The sequence below is a fragment of the Neobacillus sp. NPDC093127 genome (assembly GCF_044754175.1).
Classification (GTDB): Bacteria; Bacillota; Bacilli; order Bacillales; family Cytobacillaceae; genus Neobacillus.
On the sequence record NZ_JBIVOP010000027.1, the window covers coordinates 34,772 to 50,584 of the forward strand.

The 15,813-nt window shown below is 40.9% G+C and carries 14 protein-coding genes; all 14 read left to right on the forward strand.

Going from position 1 to position 15,813, the window contains the following annotated elements; genetic code table 11:
- Positions 1-57: 57 nt before the first annotated feature.
- The 14 genes from ACIQCO_RS24965 to ACIQCO_RS25030 all read left to right on the forward strand — a co-directional run bounded on the left by ACIQCO_RS24965 (position 58) and on the right by ACIQCO_RS25030 (position 15,809).
- Positions 58-2,043, forward strand: a complete 1,986-nt coding sequence (locus tag ACIQCO_RS24965; RefSeq protein ID WP_400434371.1) for a hybrid sensor histidine kinase/response regulator — start codon at positions 58-60, stop codon at positions 2,041-2,043.
- 709 nt (positions 2,044-2,752) lie between these two features.
- Positions 2,753-3,082, forward strand: coding sequence for a hypothetical protein (locus tag ACIQCO_RS24970; RefSeq protein ID WP_400434374.1), 330 nt, complete (start codon positions 2,753-2,755; stop codon positions 3,080-3,082).
- A gap of 95 nt (positions 3,083-3,177) precedes the next feature.
- A complete protein-coding gene (locus ACIQCO_RS24975) occupies positions 3,178-3,984 on the forward strand; it encodes an EAL domain-containing protein (RefSeq protein WP_400434377.1) in 807 nt (268 codons plus the stop codon).
- Positions 3,985-4,019: 35 nt separating this feature from the next.
- Positions 4,020-4,763: a LytR/AlgR family response regulator transcription factor gene (locus tag ACIQCO_RS24980; protein WP_400434380.1), complete on the forward strand. Its 744-nt coding sequence runs from the start codon at positions 4,020-4,022 to the stop codon at positions 4,761-4,763.
- Positions 4,764-5,167: 404 nt separating this feature from the next.
- Entirely contained in the window at positions 5,168-5,917 is a 750-nt protein-coding gene (locus ACIQCO_RS24985) for a YveK family protein (protein WP_066093627.1), read from the forward strand.
- Positions 5,907-6,611, forward strand: a complete 705-nt coding sequence (locus ACIQCO_RS24990; RefSeq protein ID WP_400434383.1) for a CpsD/CapB family tyrosine-protein kinase — start codon at positions 5,907-5,909, stop codon at positions 6,609-6,611. The genes ACIQCO_RS24985 and ACIQCO_RS24990 overlap by 11 nt, the downstream gene beginning before the upstream one ends.
- Before the next feature lie 89 nt (positions 6,612-6,700).
- On the forward strand, positions 6,701-7,468 hold the full coding sequence (locus ACIQCO_RS24995; RefSeq protein ID WP_400434386.1) for a tyrosine-protein phosphatase: 768 nt from the start codon (positions 6,701-6,703) through the stop codon (positions 7,466-7,468).
- 401 nt (positions 7,469-7,869) lie between these two features.
- Positions 7,870-9,696, forward strand: coding sequence for a polysaccharide biosynthesis protein (locus tag ACIQCO_RS25000; RefSeq protein ID WP_400434389.1), 1,827 nt, complete (start codon positions 7,870-7,872; stop codon positions 9,694-9,696).
- Positions 9,697-9,757: 61 nt separating this feature from the next.
- Positions 9,758-10,678, forward strand: a complete 921-nt coding sequence (gene galU, locus ACIQCO_RS25005) for a UTP--glucose-1-phosphate uridylyltransferase GalU (RefSeq protein ID WP_400434392.1) — start codon at positions 9,758-9,760, stop codon at positions 10,676-10,678.
- A gap of 226 nt (positions 10,679-10,904) precedes the next feature.
- Positions 10,905-12,158 carry a DegT/DnrJ/EryC1/StrS family aminotransferase gene (locus ACIQCO_RS25010; protein ID WP_400434395.1) on the forward strand — a complete coding sequence of 418 codons (1,254 nt, stop codon included), beginning with the start codon at positions 10,905-10,907 and terminating at the stop codon, positions 12,156-12,158.
- Positions 12,151-12,774 carry a sugar transferase gene (locus tag ACIQCO_RS25015; protein WP_400434398.1) on the forward strand — a complete coding sequence of 208 codons (624 nt, stop codon included), beginning with the start codon at positions 12,151-12,153 and terminating at the stop codon, positions 12,772-12,774. Before ACIQCO_RS25010 ends, ACIQCO_RS25015 begins: the two co-directional genes overlap by 8 nt.
- Before the next feature lie 14 nt (positions 12,775-12,788).
- Positions 12,789-13,508, forward strand: coding sequence for a GNAT family N-acetyltransferase (locus tag ACIQCO_RS25020; RefSeq protein WP_400434401.1), 720 nt, complete (start codon positions 12,789-12,791; stop codon positions 13,506-13,508).
- A 52-nt stretch (positions 13,509-13,560) separates the two neighbouring features.
- On the forward strand, positions 13,561-14,766 hold the full coding sequence (locus tag ACIQCO_RS25025; protein ID WP_400434404.1) for a glycosyltransferase family 4 protein: 1,206 nt from the start codon (positions 13,561-13,563) through the stop codon (positions 14,764-14,766).
- A 5-nt stretch (positions 14,767-14,771) separates the two neighbouring features.
- Positions 14,772-15,809, forward strand: coding sequence for a polysaccharide biosynthesis protein (locus ACIQCO_RS25030; RefSeq protein WP_400434407.1), 1,038 nt, complete (start codon positions 14,772-14,774; stop codon positions 15,807-15,809).
- Positions 15,810-15,813: the final 4 nt, after the last annotated feature.

Here is a 15,813-nt window from a genome sequence, read left to right on the forward strand (position 1 = left end):
AAGGGAGAAAATGTGGCTTGTACAATCCCTGCCTGTTAGATAAAGGAGAGAGTTTAGATGTTTGCTTCAAATTCGTACGAACCTATAGTTGCTGCCGCATCGATCCTGATTGCCCTGATAGCTTCGTTTGCCACACTGCTGCTGCTCCTCAAATACAGACAACGGGTAAAAAATGTAGAGTTCGATTTAATCAATACGATCCGCCGCCAGCAAGGAATGACGTTAAAGTATGTCAAACAGGGCGACCATTACATTCATACGTTGATGGAAGGTCAATTACTTAAAAAAATGGGGCTTACCCCAGCGATGGTGACGGGGAAAAATCTCCATCAGTTTTATTCGAAACAGGATGCGGATCGGATTGAGCAGGCATATTCAAAGGCCTGGAATGGCGAAATCAGTGCTTACGAAGCCCAGCTACACGGTGTGGATTATTTTGTCACGTTAAGTCCAGTGAAGCAAAAGGGCAAAGTCGTCGAGGTCATCGGTTCTGGTGTGGACATTACCGAGCGCAAACGGACAGAGCAAATTCACAAGGAGTCGCTGGCGTTAAAAAGGGCGCTGATTAATAGTTTGGAGATTGGCATGGTTGTGATGGATGATGACAGGAAAATCATCGCAATCAATCACAGGTGCTGCCAATTGTTTCGAATAGACATGCCGATTGAGGAGATGATTGGCAAGGATTTTTTTGAATTGCTGCATATCTATTTTCAAAATCATCAGCAGGACAAGCATATTGTTAACGAAATCCTAGCGAATAGAAAGCCGGTCGTAGATGAAGTAAACCGTTTTGAAAAACAAATCTATAAAAGGAGCTATTTTCCCTTTTATATCGATGATGAACTAAAGGGGCATATATGGGCGCTTGAAGATATTAGCGAACGGCGGGCGATGGAAAGGGGCATCATCGAAACAAAGGAAGAAGCGGTCAAGGCCAATCAGGCGAAATCGGAGTTTTTGTCGCGGATGAGTCATGAGCTTCGCACGCCGTTAAATGCGATCCTTGGCTTTTCGCAATTGCTGAAGTTAGAGGAGAAGCTAAGTGCGAAGCAGCGGGAGTTTGTCGATCAAATCGGAAAAGGCGGCACTCATCTATTGACATTAATTAATGACGTCCTAGATTCAGCGGCGATCGAAGCAGGCAAGTTGAAAATGGAAACGGAGGCCATAAGCATCGGTACCGTTATTGATGAATGTGTTCGCTTTATCTCCCTGCTAGCAGCGAATAAAGGGGTCCGCATCCTAATCGAGCAAACCGCTCCGGATGATTGTTACGTAGTCGCAGATCGGTTTAGGCTGCAACAAGTAATCTTGAATCTGTTGGATAATGCGATTAAATATAACCGGGAAAAGGGAACCGTGGCGATTCGCTGGGACGTGAGGGATGATTTCCTTTTCGTTCATATTGTCGATAGCGGCGGAGGAATCCCCTTATCTGAGCAAGGACAGATCTTTGAACCGTTTTACCGAAGCGGTCAGCAGCAAATAGAAGGAACAGGGATTGGCCTTTCGCTTGTCCGCCAATTGATTCAATTAATGGGGGGCACGGTCGCTGTCGAAAGCCAGATGGGAGTAGGAAGTGACTTTTGCATCAGCCTTCCGCTCGTGAAAACTCCGGGAGCAAGCGGCCTGCCACAGATTGAAAAAACGGCGCTAGTTCAGCTCGAAGACAACGAGTTTACGATTTTGTATATTGAGGACAATTTGTCCAATTTGCAATTAATCAAAGAAATTCTCAGCACGATTCCAGGGATTGGCTTCCTTTCTGCTGTGACCGGCGCTGAGGGAATCGAGCTGGCCGTGGTGCAGCGGCCGGATTTAATCCTTTTAGACCTCAACCTTCCTGATCTCAATGGCTGTGAAGTGTTTGACAGGATCAAAGCGAATCCTGCCTGCGAACGAACGCCAGTCATTGCGGTAAGCGCCAATGCCCTCCAAGATGAAATCAATCGGGTACTGGCGAAGGGATTTACTGAATATATCTGTAAGCCAATTGATATCCCAGCCTTTTTAAGTGTAGTTGCGAAACATTTACACTAATCAGCCGCCGCCAGATTTCCTGGCGGCTGTTTCTATTGGAAAAAGAGTACTCACGGTCGATAAGAGTGTTTCATAAAGCCTGTGACCGGGTGTCAGTGCCCGGACAGAGGAAAAAAGCGGTCACCCGGTCACAGAGAGCGGTTGTCAGTGCCCGGAAAGAGGAAAAAAGCGGTCATTCGGTCACAGAGAGCGGTTGTCAGTGCCCGGAAAGAGGAAAAAAGCGGTTACCCGGTCACAGAGAGCGGTTATCAGTGCCCGGAAAGAGGAAAAAAGCGGTTACCCGGTCACAGAGAGCGGTTGTCAGTGCCCGGACAGAGGAAAAAAGCGGTCATTCGGTCACAGAGAGCGGTTGTCAGTGCCCGGACAGAGGAAAAAAGCGTCTCCCGGTCACAGAGACCGATCCTTAGCAGGAAAAAGAGCACCCACAATCAATAAGACCACCCTCCTGTGACAATAGACCTAATCGTATTTATGGAAGTGTGCGAAATGTCACATTTCATGTCGTATTCTGTCATTATTTTAAGTTATAAGGCCTATATTCCTGTCTGTCATGCATTAAGGTGGTTAGACACTTTTGTCGTTAATGGCTATATTTGGGATGTGCAGGGAATTAAGGGAGTAATATCCTAGGTATTCCCGTACGCCAATTAGAGGGATTAGCACGATTTCTACGGTTGCCAAGGCCCTCGTTCAGATGGAGGGGATTATCGTGATCCAAAAGGCTGTTACTGTCCTGCTATCGTTGGGTGTCCTATGGATGGTTCTGTATGGAGAAGCCTGGCTGAAAAAAGAAGTAGTGGATGCGGTTGAAATCGTGGAAGAGATCGAAGCGGATATACTAGCTGAGTATAAAGCGCCATCGGAAGAGCAGGGAGTAGAACCGGCGGCAGAGGGTAAGCTAAAGGTTGCATCTACAGGTGGGAATTCGAAGAAGGGCACGGATTCGAATCTAGAAGGAAGTGCTGAGCACAACCGGATTATTGTCACCGTTGAAACATTTTGGGATTATTTTGAAACAAGAATCAAGCATGCAAACTGAACGACTTAAACAAGGATGACAAATCCTTTATGATAAAAAGCTATGGTAATTTTTACGAATTTTAAAAATTCTCTTTCAGAAATGGCGGGTTGGTTATGAGCGTGGGTCGAATCAGTGATGTACTCCTTCAAAAAATAGAACATGTTTACCAGCCAATGTGGAATGTAGACGCCATGAGTATTTTTGGTTATGAAGCATTGCTGCGGTTTCCTGGGGGCTATGGCGGCGGCAATATTGAGCAGATCTTCGCTTCGGCCCGAACGGAAGGGATGTTATACGAGCTTGACACACGATCATTCGCACAAGCGATCAGCCGGTTTCCGTTAAAAAAGCCTTCGGAGGGGCTGCTGTTTCTCAATCTTTATCCATCAACATTGCTCCATCCTCATTTTCACCAATTCATGAATCAGTTAGTAAAAAAATTTCCGTTCGTTCGCGGGCGGGTCGTCATTGAATTAAATGAAACGATAGAAGAAGAATCCTGCTGGGCTCTTCCTGAATTTAAGAAAAGAATCTCGTTGATTAAAGACCTCGGCATGAAGATCGCACTTGATGATGTCGGCAAAGGGGCAACGGGGTTAGAAAAAATGATTGAGTTTTCCCCGGATTACATTAAGCTGGACCGCTACTTTTCCATCGGACTATCGACGTCGCCGGAAAAACAGCAAATCATTTCGCTGTTACTTCAATATGCACAGTACAAAATGGGCGTGATCTTAGAAGGAATTGAAGAGGACGACGATTTAGCTGCGGCCATCAACATCGATGTGCCGATTATTCAGGGCTACCTGTTAGGCAAACCGGAAAAACTAACCGCCCAGACGGTCTTTCGGAAGTATCAGTCCCCACTTAAAACACAACGTACTGCTCCTTCATTTTGTCCCGAAATTGGTGTAAAATAATGGGGGTGCAGCGGCATCAATACTAGCGTGTAAAAGTGAGTGGTGGCATGAAGAATCTGAACGTGATGATCGCGGATGACGACCTGTCATCGAAAAAACTGCTTGGCCACTATATTCAGTTATTTCCTGGATATGTGATGGCAGGGGAGGCGTCTAGCGGTGAAGAGCTGCTTGAGCTTGTCAGGAAGAAGCAGCCGGATATTGTATTAGTGGATATTAATATGCCAGGGATCAACGGCATCGAGGCAGCACAGCTGTGTAAGGAAATGGTTCCATCTCTTCAGGTGATCTTTACGACGGGGTATGATGAGTTTGCGGTGGAGGCGTTTAATCTCTCAGCGGTCGACTATATTGTCAAACCAATCGAGAAGGTCCGGCTGTTAATTGCCTTAGAAAAGGCCAGGATTGGTCTGCAATTACACAAGCGCTTGGAAGCGAAGCAGGGAGCAGCCGCTCTCAGGAAGCTTGCTATAAGATCGAATCAAGCGCTTCTTTATCTTGCGATGGAAGAGATCGTCTATGTTGAGAAAGAAGGAAGAAAGTCGATCATCCATTTGGAAGCGGATCAGGTGGAGTCCGCCGATTCCCTTCAGGATATCGCCAAACGCCTGCCGAATTACTTTTACCGAACCCACCGCTCGTACGTGGTGAATCTGAGAAAAATCGTCAAGATTGAAGCGTTCGGTGATACCTACCTCGCCCATTTTTCCAATTCGGAAAAGACCGCCCATATTTCCAAATTACAAATTCAAGCAGTGCACAGGTTAATCGGGAAATGAGTTTGTTTTCATGAGGTTAGAAACCTCTTTTTTTTTATGTTTTTAGTTTGAAGTATTAACTTGTTAATATTTGGAAGATTGGTGTTAAATTAATACCAATTTCGAATTCCCTCTTATTACTGGCAGGGGAGGCGTCTAGCGGTGAAGAGTTGCTTGGGTTAGGGGGGGGAAATGAGCAATGAGGCGGGGAGCCTACTCTATTTAGGTCTTTCGTTCGGCTGGCTAACTTGCTAGATCCTCTGTAAATAGGTGAAATTTTTACCATTTTTTAATTTCCTCTTCAAATATCTTACAAATGGGTGTTTAATAGAGTATGTAATATTAAATTTGACAAATTACAGTAAAAGCTGACAAATTGTGATATAATACTCTATGTTTTGTAGTGATAAAATTAGGAGGCCGAAATGGAAGAGACTATTAGTTTAAAAGAGCTGCTTGAGACCTTAAAAAAACGATTACTTCTAATCGTGTCGATAACTTTAATAGCTGCCATTGTAAGTGGTGTGGTTAGTTACTTTTTATTGACCCCGATTTACCAAGCTTCTACACAAATTCTCGTCAACCAACAGAAAAATGAACAAAGTGTTTATAGCCCAAGTGAGGTACAAACAAACCTTCAATTGATTAATACCTATAATGTAATTATCACTAGCCCGGCGATTTTAGATATCGTCGTGAGCGAGCTTGATTTAAAAATGACGGCTTCTCAGTTAAAAGGAAAGATTACCGTTGGCAGCGAAAAGGATTCGCAGGTAGTGAACTTGTCTGTTCAAGACCCGGATAAATTAGTGGCAGCGCAAATTGCCAACAAAACAGCCGAAGTATTTCAAAAAGAAATCCCGAAGATTATGAAGGTTGATAATGTCAGTATTTTAGCAAAAGCGGATATTTCGGAAAATCCGGCGCCGATTAAACCAAGACCGTTATTAAATGTGGCGATTGCGATTGTCGTCGGGTTAATGGCAGCGGTTGGCCTTGCGTTCTTGCTGGAGTATTTCAATAACACGATTAAAAACGAGCAAGATGTTGAAAAAATCTTAGGTTTGCCGATTCTAGGGGTTATTGCCACGATTGATGACCAGCAAATCGAAGAATTGAAATTGAAGCGGGCGGCGCGAAAATCAACGTTAAGAGGTGAGACCCTTGGCTCGTAAGCAGAAGAAGACACAAACAAGTAAAGACCCAAGCAGAAAGCTGATTACAGCGATTGCACCAAAGTCGCCGATTTCGGAGCAGTACCGGACGATTCGCACGAATATCCAATATTCCGCGATTGATGAAGAAATCAGAACAATTATGGTGACCTCATCAGGACCGGCAGAAGGAAAATCAACGACAGCGGCTAACCTTGCCGTAACCTTCGCCCAGCTTGGGAAAAAAGTCCTATTAGTCGATGCCGATCTTCGTAAGCCAACGGTTCATCATACATTTGGTGAGGATAACCGCTTTGGGTTTACCACCGTGTTAACGAAGCAAAAGACGCTCGAAAAAACGGTTGTTGAAACAGAAGAGCAGGATTTATATGTGTTAACGAGCGGACCGGTGCCGCCGAATCCGGCTGAATTATTAAGTTCGAAATCGATGGAGCAATTTATGGAGGAAGTAAAGGCGCAATTTGACTATTGTATCTTAGATACTCCGCCATTATTGGCCGTAGCAGATCCGCAAATTCTCGCGAATAAGTGTGATGGTTCGATTCTCGTTGTCTATAGTGAGAAGACAGAAATCGAGCAGGCGAAGAAGGCAAAAGAATTGCTTGACCACGCGCAAAGTAAGCTGCTTGGTGTCGTGTTGAACCATAAAGAGATTAAGAATAGTGATTATTACTATTATTATGGTGCAAAGTAACAAATTTCGACAAAATCCCCCCCTTTACTAGGACTTTCGACCGTGTTAGTCTTAATAAGATAAAAGTTTAACGGAAATGGGTGTGGCTTATGATTGATTTGCACTGTCACATATTGCCGGGCGTTGACGACGGGGCACAGGATTTGTCAGAGAGTTTGGAAATGGCGCGGAAAGCTGTCGAGCAGGGAATCCGCACGATTGTCGCCACGCCGCATCATTTGAATAATCAGTACGAAAATCCGAAGCAAAGGATTATCGCTGGTGTCGAAGAATTGAATCGAGCATTACAACAAGAAAAGATAGATTTGAAGATTTTAGCTGGACAGGAAACACGGATCTATGGAGAACTGGCCGACGGTTACGAATCAGGAGAGATCCTCGCGGTTAATGGCAGCCAAAATGTCTTGGTCGAGTTCTCGTCGAGCCATGTCCCGAGATACACGGAGAAGTTGTTTTATGAACTGCAGCTGAAAGGGCTCGTGCCGGTGATTGTCCATCCGGAGCGGAATCAGCAGATTGTCGAACAGCCGGATCTTCTGTATCAGTTTGTGAAAAAGGGCGCACTATCGCAAGTCACGGCAGCGAGCGTTTCCGGCGACTTTGGCAAGAAGATTAAGCACTTTACACACCAGTTAATCGAGGCGAACTTAACTCATTTTATTGCTTCAGATGCCCATAATATGGGGAATCGGACGTTTAAGATGAGAGAGGCATTCGATGTGATTCAGGCGAAGTATGGGAATGAAATGGTTTATTTGTTTCAAGAAAATGCAGCGCTGGTGGTTGGGGGCAGTCATGTTTATAAGGAAGTGCCGGAGCGGGTTAGGAAGAAGAAGAAGATATTTGGGATTTTTTAGTTAATAAGACTTATCTTCATGCTTTTTACCGTCAATATCCACTTTTGTCCCGCGACCTGCCCTTTCGGGCATGTTGGACTCAGAAGTTGTTAGTTAACCTATTAGCCGATAAGAATACTTCTCTTATCATGAATCAGGCTTCACCTTCTTTACGGCGATGCTTCCCTGTCCGTTATCCATGGGGGCACTCGATCATGCTGTGGGGCCTTTTCGGCCCTTAGGCGCAGGTCGCCAGAAGGATGATGTGAGATTGGGTTAAATGCCCACTAAAAAACAAATTTACAATAATAAATATCTAATGAAAGAATAAGTGGTCAGGCACTTGCGTTTTCATTAGGTATTTATTTTTTTGGCCAGGACTGTTTAGGTAGACGAAAAAAATATAAAAGGGGGAATGATGAGTGACTTACAGAACTAGGCTTGTAACGTTAGGGATATTAGATTCTTGTCTTGTTTTAATGGCATTATATCTTAGTTATTATCCATTACATCCGTCAATTATCATTGAAACAAAATTCGTTATGGTCATAAGCGGGATAACACTTGTGGTCTGTCATCATATTTTTGCTAGCTATTACCGGCTTTATAATAAGGCGTGGGAATATGCGAGTGTCGGGGAGTTACTGGCGATTGTGAAGGCAGTAACATTCGCTGTGTTGACGACTGCGGTTATTCAATACATAGCCCACTTTGAGATATACGTTAGAGCGTTAATAACAACGTGGATGCTGTATGTATTATCGATTGGCGGTTCGCGCTTTGTGTGGCGAATGATTCGCGATAACTATTTAAGGGGAGATACCTCGAAAAAAAGGACGCTCATTATTGGTGCGGGTGCTGCCGGAGTCATGGTGGCCAGGCAATTGCAGAAAAGTGCGGATACGGAGCTAGAGCCAGTTGCCTTTATCGATGATGATCCGAAAAAATACAAGCTGCAGATATTAAATATCCCGATGTTTGGCGATTCTACTCAGATCCAAGAGGCGGTAACGAAGCTATGTATCGACAATATTGTGATTGCGATTCCGTCGTTAAAGCAAAATGAATTAAAGCGGATTTTTGATGAATGTGCGAAAACAAAAGCGAAGACGCAAATCATGCCGATGCTGGAAGATTTAATGACAGGAAAGGTTTCCGTTAATCATTTCCGCGATGTTCAGGTAGAGGATTTATTAGGACGGGAACCGGTGGAGTTAGATATCGCAGGCATTTCAGAACGGGTGTCAGGAAAAACAGTGTTGGTTACCGGAGCGGGCGGTTCGATAGGATCGGAAATCTGCCGGCAGATTTGCAAGTTTAATCCTAGTAAAATTGTTTTGGTTGGTCACGGTGAGAACAGCATTTATTTGATTGATATGGAGCTCCGCAGGCAATACCAAGGTCAAATTGAGATTGTTCCAGTGATTGGGGATATTCAGGACCGGGCAAGAATGTTTGATGTGATCGATGAGCATCGCCCGTTTGTTGTGTATCATGCAGCGGCACATAAGCATGTTCCGTTGATGGAATACAATCCTCGCGAGGCCGTGAAGAATAATATTTTGGGGACGAAGAATGTTGCCGAAGCTGCTGATACCTTCGGTGTTCATACTTTTGTGATGATCTCTTCGGACAAAGCTGTGAATCCTCCGAATGTGATGGGGGCGACGAAGCGGTTTGCGGAGATGATTATTCAGAGTTTGGCTCAGAATAGTGAAACAAAGTTTGTGGCGGTTCGGTTTGGGAATGTACTTGGCAGCCGCGGCAGTGTGATTCCGCTGTTTAAGAAACAGATTCAGGCTGGCGGACCGGTAACGGTGACGGATCCTGAAATGACGCGGTATTTTATGACGATACCGGAAGCCTCACGGCTTGTGATTCAGGCGGGGTCGCTTGCTCGTGGTGGAGAGATATTTGTTTTAGATATGGGGGAGCCGGTTAAGATTGTTGACCTTGCGAAAAACCTTATTAAGCTGTCAGGTTATTCTATAGAAGAAATCGGAATTAGGTACACAGGACTTCGTCCTGGAGAGAAGATGTACGAGGAACTTCTTAATGAGAATGAGGTGCATCCTGAACAGGTATTTCCGAAGATTCATATTGGGAAGGCGAAGGTTATTCGGGCGGAGGAGTTGCGCCGTTTAATTGGTAGTTTGTTAGATATGAGTGAGATGGAGATGCATGATACTTTGATTGCAGTTGCTAATAATAAGTATGAACGGCGAACTGCTTTAGTTGCGGTTAAATAAAATAATTGATTAATAGATTCAAACCTCTCGGTTTGATTTCGTATAAAAAGGTGGATTTTTCATGAAACGAGTACGGAAAGCAATTATACCGGCTGCTGGATTGGGAACAAGATTCCTTCCGGCAACGAAGGCAATGCCCAAAGAGATGTTACCAATCGTTGATAAACCAACGATTCAATATATTGTTGAAGAAGCAGTGGCTTCGGGGATTGAAGATATTATTATTGTTACTGGTAAGGGTAAACGTTCCATTGAAGATCATTTTGATATAGCTCATGAACTTGAGCAAAACCTAATGGAAAAGGGAAAGTTGGATATTTTGGAAAAGGTTCGCTACGCTACGAATCTTGCTGATATTCATTATATTCGTCAAAAAGAGCCCCAAGGTTTAGGGCATGCGGTTTGGTGTGCGCGTAATTTTATAGGCGATGAGCCGTTTGCGGTTCTTCTTGGTGATGATATTGTCCAAAGTGAGACTCCGTGTTTAAAACAACTTATTAATGTATATGAAGAAACACATTCATCTGTTATTGGTGTTCAAACTGTTCCTAATGAGGAGACGCATCGGTATGGGATTGTTGAACCTTCGGTCCAAGACGGTAGAAGATATCAAGTAAATAATTTTGTTGAAAAGCCAAAGCAAGGAACTGCTCCTTCTAATCTGGCGATAATGGGGAGATATATTCTTACTCCAGAAATTTTTATGTATTTGGAACAGCAGGAAACTGGCGCTGGTGGTGAGATTCAGTTGACGGATGCGATTCAGAAGTTGAATCAGATTCAGCGAGTGTTTGCTTATGATTTTGAGGGTAAGAGGTATGATGTTGGGGAGAAGATTGGGTTTGTGAAGACGACGATTGAGTTTGCTTTACAGCATGAGGATCTCAGAGATGATATTTTAAATTATTTGAGAGATGTAGTAAGTAGCAACGATGATTCTCTGATTAACGATGTGAGAGAAGTTCAATTAAGTTTGAAGTAGGGGTAGTATAGTGTCTTTAGTTGGTTAAGAATATCATATTACTAACCAACTAAAGACTAGCACTCAAGGTTACTAAAATAATTATATTTAATAATATTCTTTCGACTTTAGTGGATTACTAGTTAGTTGGATAAGATAAAAATTTATATCCCTCTAAGTATTAAGTGACTAAAGAAGAATAATTATTTTTATAAACCAATACCTAAGTAAAGTGAGGAAAATAAAAATGCCTGATACCAAAGTAAGGAACATCCCCTTCTCTCCTCCTGATATTACGGACGAAGAAATTGAAGAAGTCATAAAGGCGTTGAAGTCTGGCTGGATTACTACAGGACCAAGAACAAAAGAGTTTGAAAAGAAAATTGCTGAATATGTAGGTGTAAACAAAGCAGTATGTCTTAATTCTGCAACCGCAGCAATGGAACTAACCCTCCGAATTTTAGGGGTAGGACCTGGTGATGAAGTAATTACTTCAGCATATACGTATACAGCATCTGCTTCGGTTATAGATCATGTTGGGGCTAAAATAGTTCTAGTTGATACAGCACCAGATTCTTTTGAAATGGATTATACAAAACTTGCTAATGCGATTACAGAGAAGACAAAGGTAATTATTCCAGTTGATATAGCAGGTAAGATGTGTAATTATGATCTTTTATATGAAATAGTAGAAAGCAAGCGAGAACTATTTAAGGCTAATAATGGACTCCAAGAGTTGTTTAATAGAGTAATTGTAATGACTGATGCTGCACATGCTTTCGGAGCTGAAAGAAATGAGTTGAAATGTGGACAAGTTGCAGATTTCACTTGTTTTTCATTCCATGCAGTTAAGAATTTGACAACAGCTGAAGGTGGAGCGGTTGTTTGGGGCAGTGGTTTAGGGTTGGATGATGAATGGCTATATAAACAATATATGCTTTATAGTTTACATGGCCAGTCAAAAGATGCCTTGGCTAAAACCCAAAAAGGTGCATGGGAATATGACATTGTCTATCCCGCTTACAAGTGCAATATGACTGATATTATGGCTGGGATTGGTTTAATACAATTAGAAAGATACAAAGGTCTCTTGTATAGACGGAAAGAAATTATTGAGATGTATGATAGGGCGCTATTGCCTTTAGGTATTCAAAGTTTGCAGCATTATGGTGATGAGTTTGCCTCATCAGGGCATCTTTATTTAGCAAGGATACCTGGGATTGGGAAAACTGAGAGAAATGAAATAATTGTAAAAATGGCTGAAGCAGGAGTAGCTTGTAATGTTCATTATAAGCCTTTACCAATGTTTACTGCCTATAAGAATTTAGGGTTTGATATTAAGGATTATCCTAATGCTTTTGATGTTTATAAGAATGAGATTACATTGCCACTGCATACTCTACTTAGTGATGAAGATGTAGAGTATATTATTGTGACTTTAAAGAAGATAGTAAATAAAGTTTTAAGTAATGGCTCTCAAGTGAGGGGACAGAATGTATAAGATTTTTTTAAAAAGACTATTTGACTTAATACTTGCCATAGTAGCTCTGCCATTATGGCTATTAATACTGATTATTGTTGGGCCGATTATTTATTTCCAAGATAAAGGATCAATCTTTTATAATGCACCTCGGTTAGGTATGAATGGAAAAGTATTTAAGATGTATAAATTCCGTTCTATGAAAATGAATGCACCTGACCTTAGAAATGAAGATGGGTCAACTTTTAATGCAGAAGATGACCCGAGGCTAACTAAAATTGGAAAGTTTATACGCAAAACTAGTCTTGATGAGACACCGCAGCTATTGAATATTATTAAAGGTGATATGAGTATCATCGGTCCCAGACCAGACTTGCCGGAACATCGTAAACTTTACGAGGGCAATGAAGAGCGAAAACTAGAAATTAGACCAGGAGTAACAGGATATAATCAAGCTTATTTTAGAAATACGGTACCTTGGAAAGAACGAATACAAAATGACATCTACTATATTGACCACTTATCTTGGTGGCTCGACATAAAAGTATTTTTTAAAACAGCAATATCAGTACTGAAGAGTGAAGATATTTTTGTGACTGATAAAAATTCTAATAAAAGTTCTAATATGGGGATGTAGGTTAGGAGCTTGTTATGGAAGAGAAAATAGTTACTTTCTATGATTTAAAGTGGGATACTGAGTTTTTCGGGGTCGCAAGTGCAAAAGCTATTTTGCATAAACCACTTATATTAAAAGAATGGGATGAACTGAAAAGTAGCTTTAAAGAATATCAGTTTATTTCAATTGAGAATCATAATTCAGAACCTGTTAATGCACAAATGATAGGGAAAGATACTCATGCGTTTTTAGCAGACGTCAATATACAGTTTATAAAAAAAATTGAAGAGCATTTTGATGTGCCAAAAAATATTACAGTTCATGAAGCGTTAAAAAGAAAAAATCAAGTAATAGAACTAGCAAACTTTCAATTCTCAAAGTTTACAGAGGATCCCGAATTAGCTAACCGTGGTGGGGATCAAGTTTATCGTCAATGGTTAATAAATTCTTTTGAAAAGCCAAATAAATATTTTGCATTATCTAAGGACGAGAATGGTGATATTAATGGATTTCTATTACATTCATATTCTGAAAATGCGTGCGTAATCGAGTTAATTGCGGTATCCAAATATGCTGCTAAGGGTGGAATTGGTACAAGTTTATTTAAAGTGGTTGAAAATGAAGCCCGACAACGTGGATTCAGTGAAATTAGAGTTGGTACTCAAGAAAGAAATATGGGTGCTATTAACTTTTACCATAAAGTTGGTTGTAAACAAGTAGGTTGTCATCAAATCTACCACTTATGGAATTTATAGCTTAATTAGCAAAATATAATAGTTTGGAGCAGAAATTGAGGAGAGATTTTTTTTGAGAGTATTATACATTGCTACTTCGTTTCCGGAGCCAGGTAAGGGAGCTACAATCTATACAGATTTAGCTGAAGCATTACATGAAGCGGGTCATGAGATTACAGTCGCTGTATCTGAACAGGCAAAGAACAAAAAACATACTGAAATGAATAAAGAACGAGGTTTTGATGTACTGCGAATTATTACTGGGAATTATTATGATGTTGGTTTTATTGAGAAAGGACTAACTACTCTTAAAATACCGATTCTAATGAAGAAAGGTATAGAGAAGTATTTAAGTAATAGGGAATTTGACTTTATCTTATTTGAATCACCACCAGTAACTAATGCAGGTTTGGTAGCATGGGCAAAGAAAAAGTTCAATTGTCCTTCATATCTAATGCTCAAAGATATTTTTCCTCAGAACGCGGTAGATTTAGGAATAATAAAAGGAAACGGTATTTTCCATCGATATTTTAAATCAAAGGAAAAAAGGTTATTACAAACTGCGGACTACATTGGTTGTATGTCTTCTGCCAATAAGCAATATGTGTTAGATCATAATTCATGGCTAAACCCAGAAAAAGTTGAAATCTTCCCTAATACTAAGAAATTGACAAATAGAATAAGTCCAGAAGGTTTCCCAATGAGAAAGCGGTTTGGAATTTCTGAAGAATCCTGTGTTTTTTTATTTGGTGGAAATATGGGCAGACCTCAGTATATAGACCTCTTTTGCGAGGTTATTGAAGAATGCAAGAATGAAAAAGATATGTACTTTCTCTTTATCGGTAGGGGAACGGATAGATATAAGTTAGAACAGTCAATAAAAGAAAATAATATCAACAATGCTCAAGTGATTGAGAATCTACCAAGGAATGAATACGAACAAATTACTATGGAATGTGATGTTGGACTGATTGTGCTTGACCCAAGATTCACTATACCAAATTACCCATCGCGTATACTTGCATATATGGAATATGCTAAGCCTGTGATTGCTGCTACAGATAGTGTTACTGATCTTAAGGAGATGATTGCCGAAGCCAATTGCGGTAAATGGGTTTGGTCGGGAGATGTAAAGGAATTTATTATTAAGGCAAAAGAAATGGCTAAATCAGAAAAACTCTCTGAGTTTGGATTAAATGGACGTAAATATTTAGAAAGAAAATTCAATGTTAAACGTTCTGTTGAAATATTAGAGATGCATTTCGGAAAAGTGAGGTAGATAATATGTTTAAAAATAAAACAATATTAATAACAGGCGGAACAGGTTCTTTTGGTAATGCTGTAATGAAACGGTTCTTAGATACAGATATCGGTGAAATTCGTATATTTTCTAGAGATGAAAAAAAACAAGACGATGTTCGCAAACAATATAAGAGCGAGAAACTTAAGTTTTATTTAGGTGATGTTCGGGACTTAGCAAGTGTTAAGAATGCTATGCATGGGGTAGATTATATCTTTCATGCAGCAGCGTTAAAGCAGGTGCCTTCCTGTGAATTCTTTCCGCTTGAAGCAGTAAAAACAAATATATTAGGAACTGACAATGTACTTACAGCCGCTATTGAATATGGGGTTAAAAAAGTGATTTGTCTTTCAACGGATAAAGCTGCCTATCCAATAAATGCAATGGGAATTTCAAAGGCAATGATGGAAAAAGTATTTGTAGCAAAATCAAAGACAGTTTCTCCAGAGAAAACTCTTATTTGTGGTACCAGATACGGAAATGTAATGGCTTCTAGAGGGTCAGTTATTCCCCTATTTATTGAACAGATTAAAAGTGGGCAGCCTCTGACTGTAACAGACCCTAATATGACAAGGTACCTAATGAGTCTTGAAGAGGCAGTAGAGTTGGTTATATTTGCATTTCAGAATGCAGAAGCTGGAGATATTATGGTTCAAAAAGCACCAGCAAGTTTAATTGGGGATCTTGCACAAGCCATTAAAGAACTATTTAATGCTACTAGCGAAATAAAGGTAATAGGTACTCGTCCTGGTGAGAAACAATATGAAACACTTTTAACAAGAGAAGAATATGTAGTAGCAGAGGATATGGGCGGCTTCTTCAGGGTTTCTGCAGATCAAAGGGATTTAAACTATGATAAGTATTTTGTAGATGGGGATAAAAAGTTAACTACTGTAGAAGAATATAACTCGCAAAATACAGAGTTATTAAATATAGAACAAATTAAGGAAAAACTACTTGCTTTAGACTATGTTCAAGATGAACTCAAGAAATGGAAAGAAACAAGTTACGTAATGAAATAAGGGA

Coding starts and splice junctions, on each gene's coding strand:
- ACIQCO_RS24985 (WP_066093627.1), top strand. CDS start 5,168: ATGGAAGAGACTATTAGTTTAAAAGAGCTGCTTGAGACCTTAAAAAAA.
- ACIQCO_RS25030 (WP_400434407.1), top strand. CDS start 14,772: ATGTTTAAAAATAAAACAATATTAATAACAGGCGGAACAGGTTCTTTT.
- ACIQCO_RS24965 (WP_400434371.1), top strand. CDS start 58: ATGTTTGCTTCAAATTCGTACGAACCTATAGTTGCTGCCGCATCGATC.
- ACIQCO_RS25010 (WP_400434395.1), top strand. CDS start 10,905: ATGCCTGATACCAAAGTAAGGAACATCCCCTTCTCTCCTCCTGATATT.
- ACIQCO_RS24975 (WP_400434377.1), top strand. CDS start 3,178: ATGAGCGTGGGTCGAATCAGTGATGTACTCCTTCAAAAAATAGAACAT.
- ACIQCO_RS25020 (WP_400434401.1), top strand. CDS start 12,789: ATGGAAGAGAAAATAGTTACTTTCTATGATTTAAAGTGGGATACTGAG.
- galU (WP_400434392.1), top strand. CDS start 9,758: ATGAAACGAGTACGGAAAGCAATTATACCGGCTGCTGGATTGGGAACA.
- ACIQCO_RS24995 (WP_400434386.1), top strand. CDS start 6,701: ATGATTGATTTGCACTGTCACATATTGCCGGGCGTTGACGACGGGGCA.
- ACIQCO_RS25015 (WP_400434398.1), top strand. CDS start 12,151: ATGTATAAGATTTTTTTAAAAAGACTATTTGACTTAATACTTGCCATA.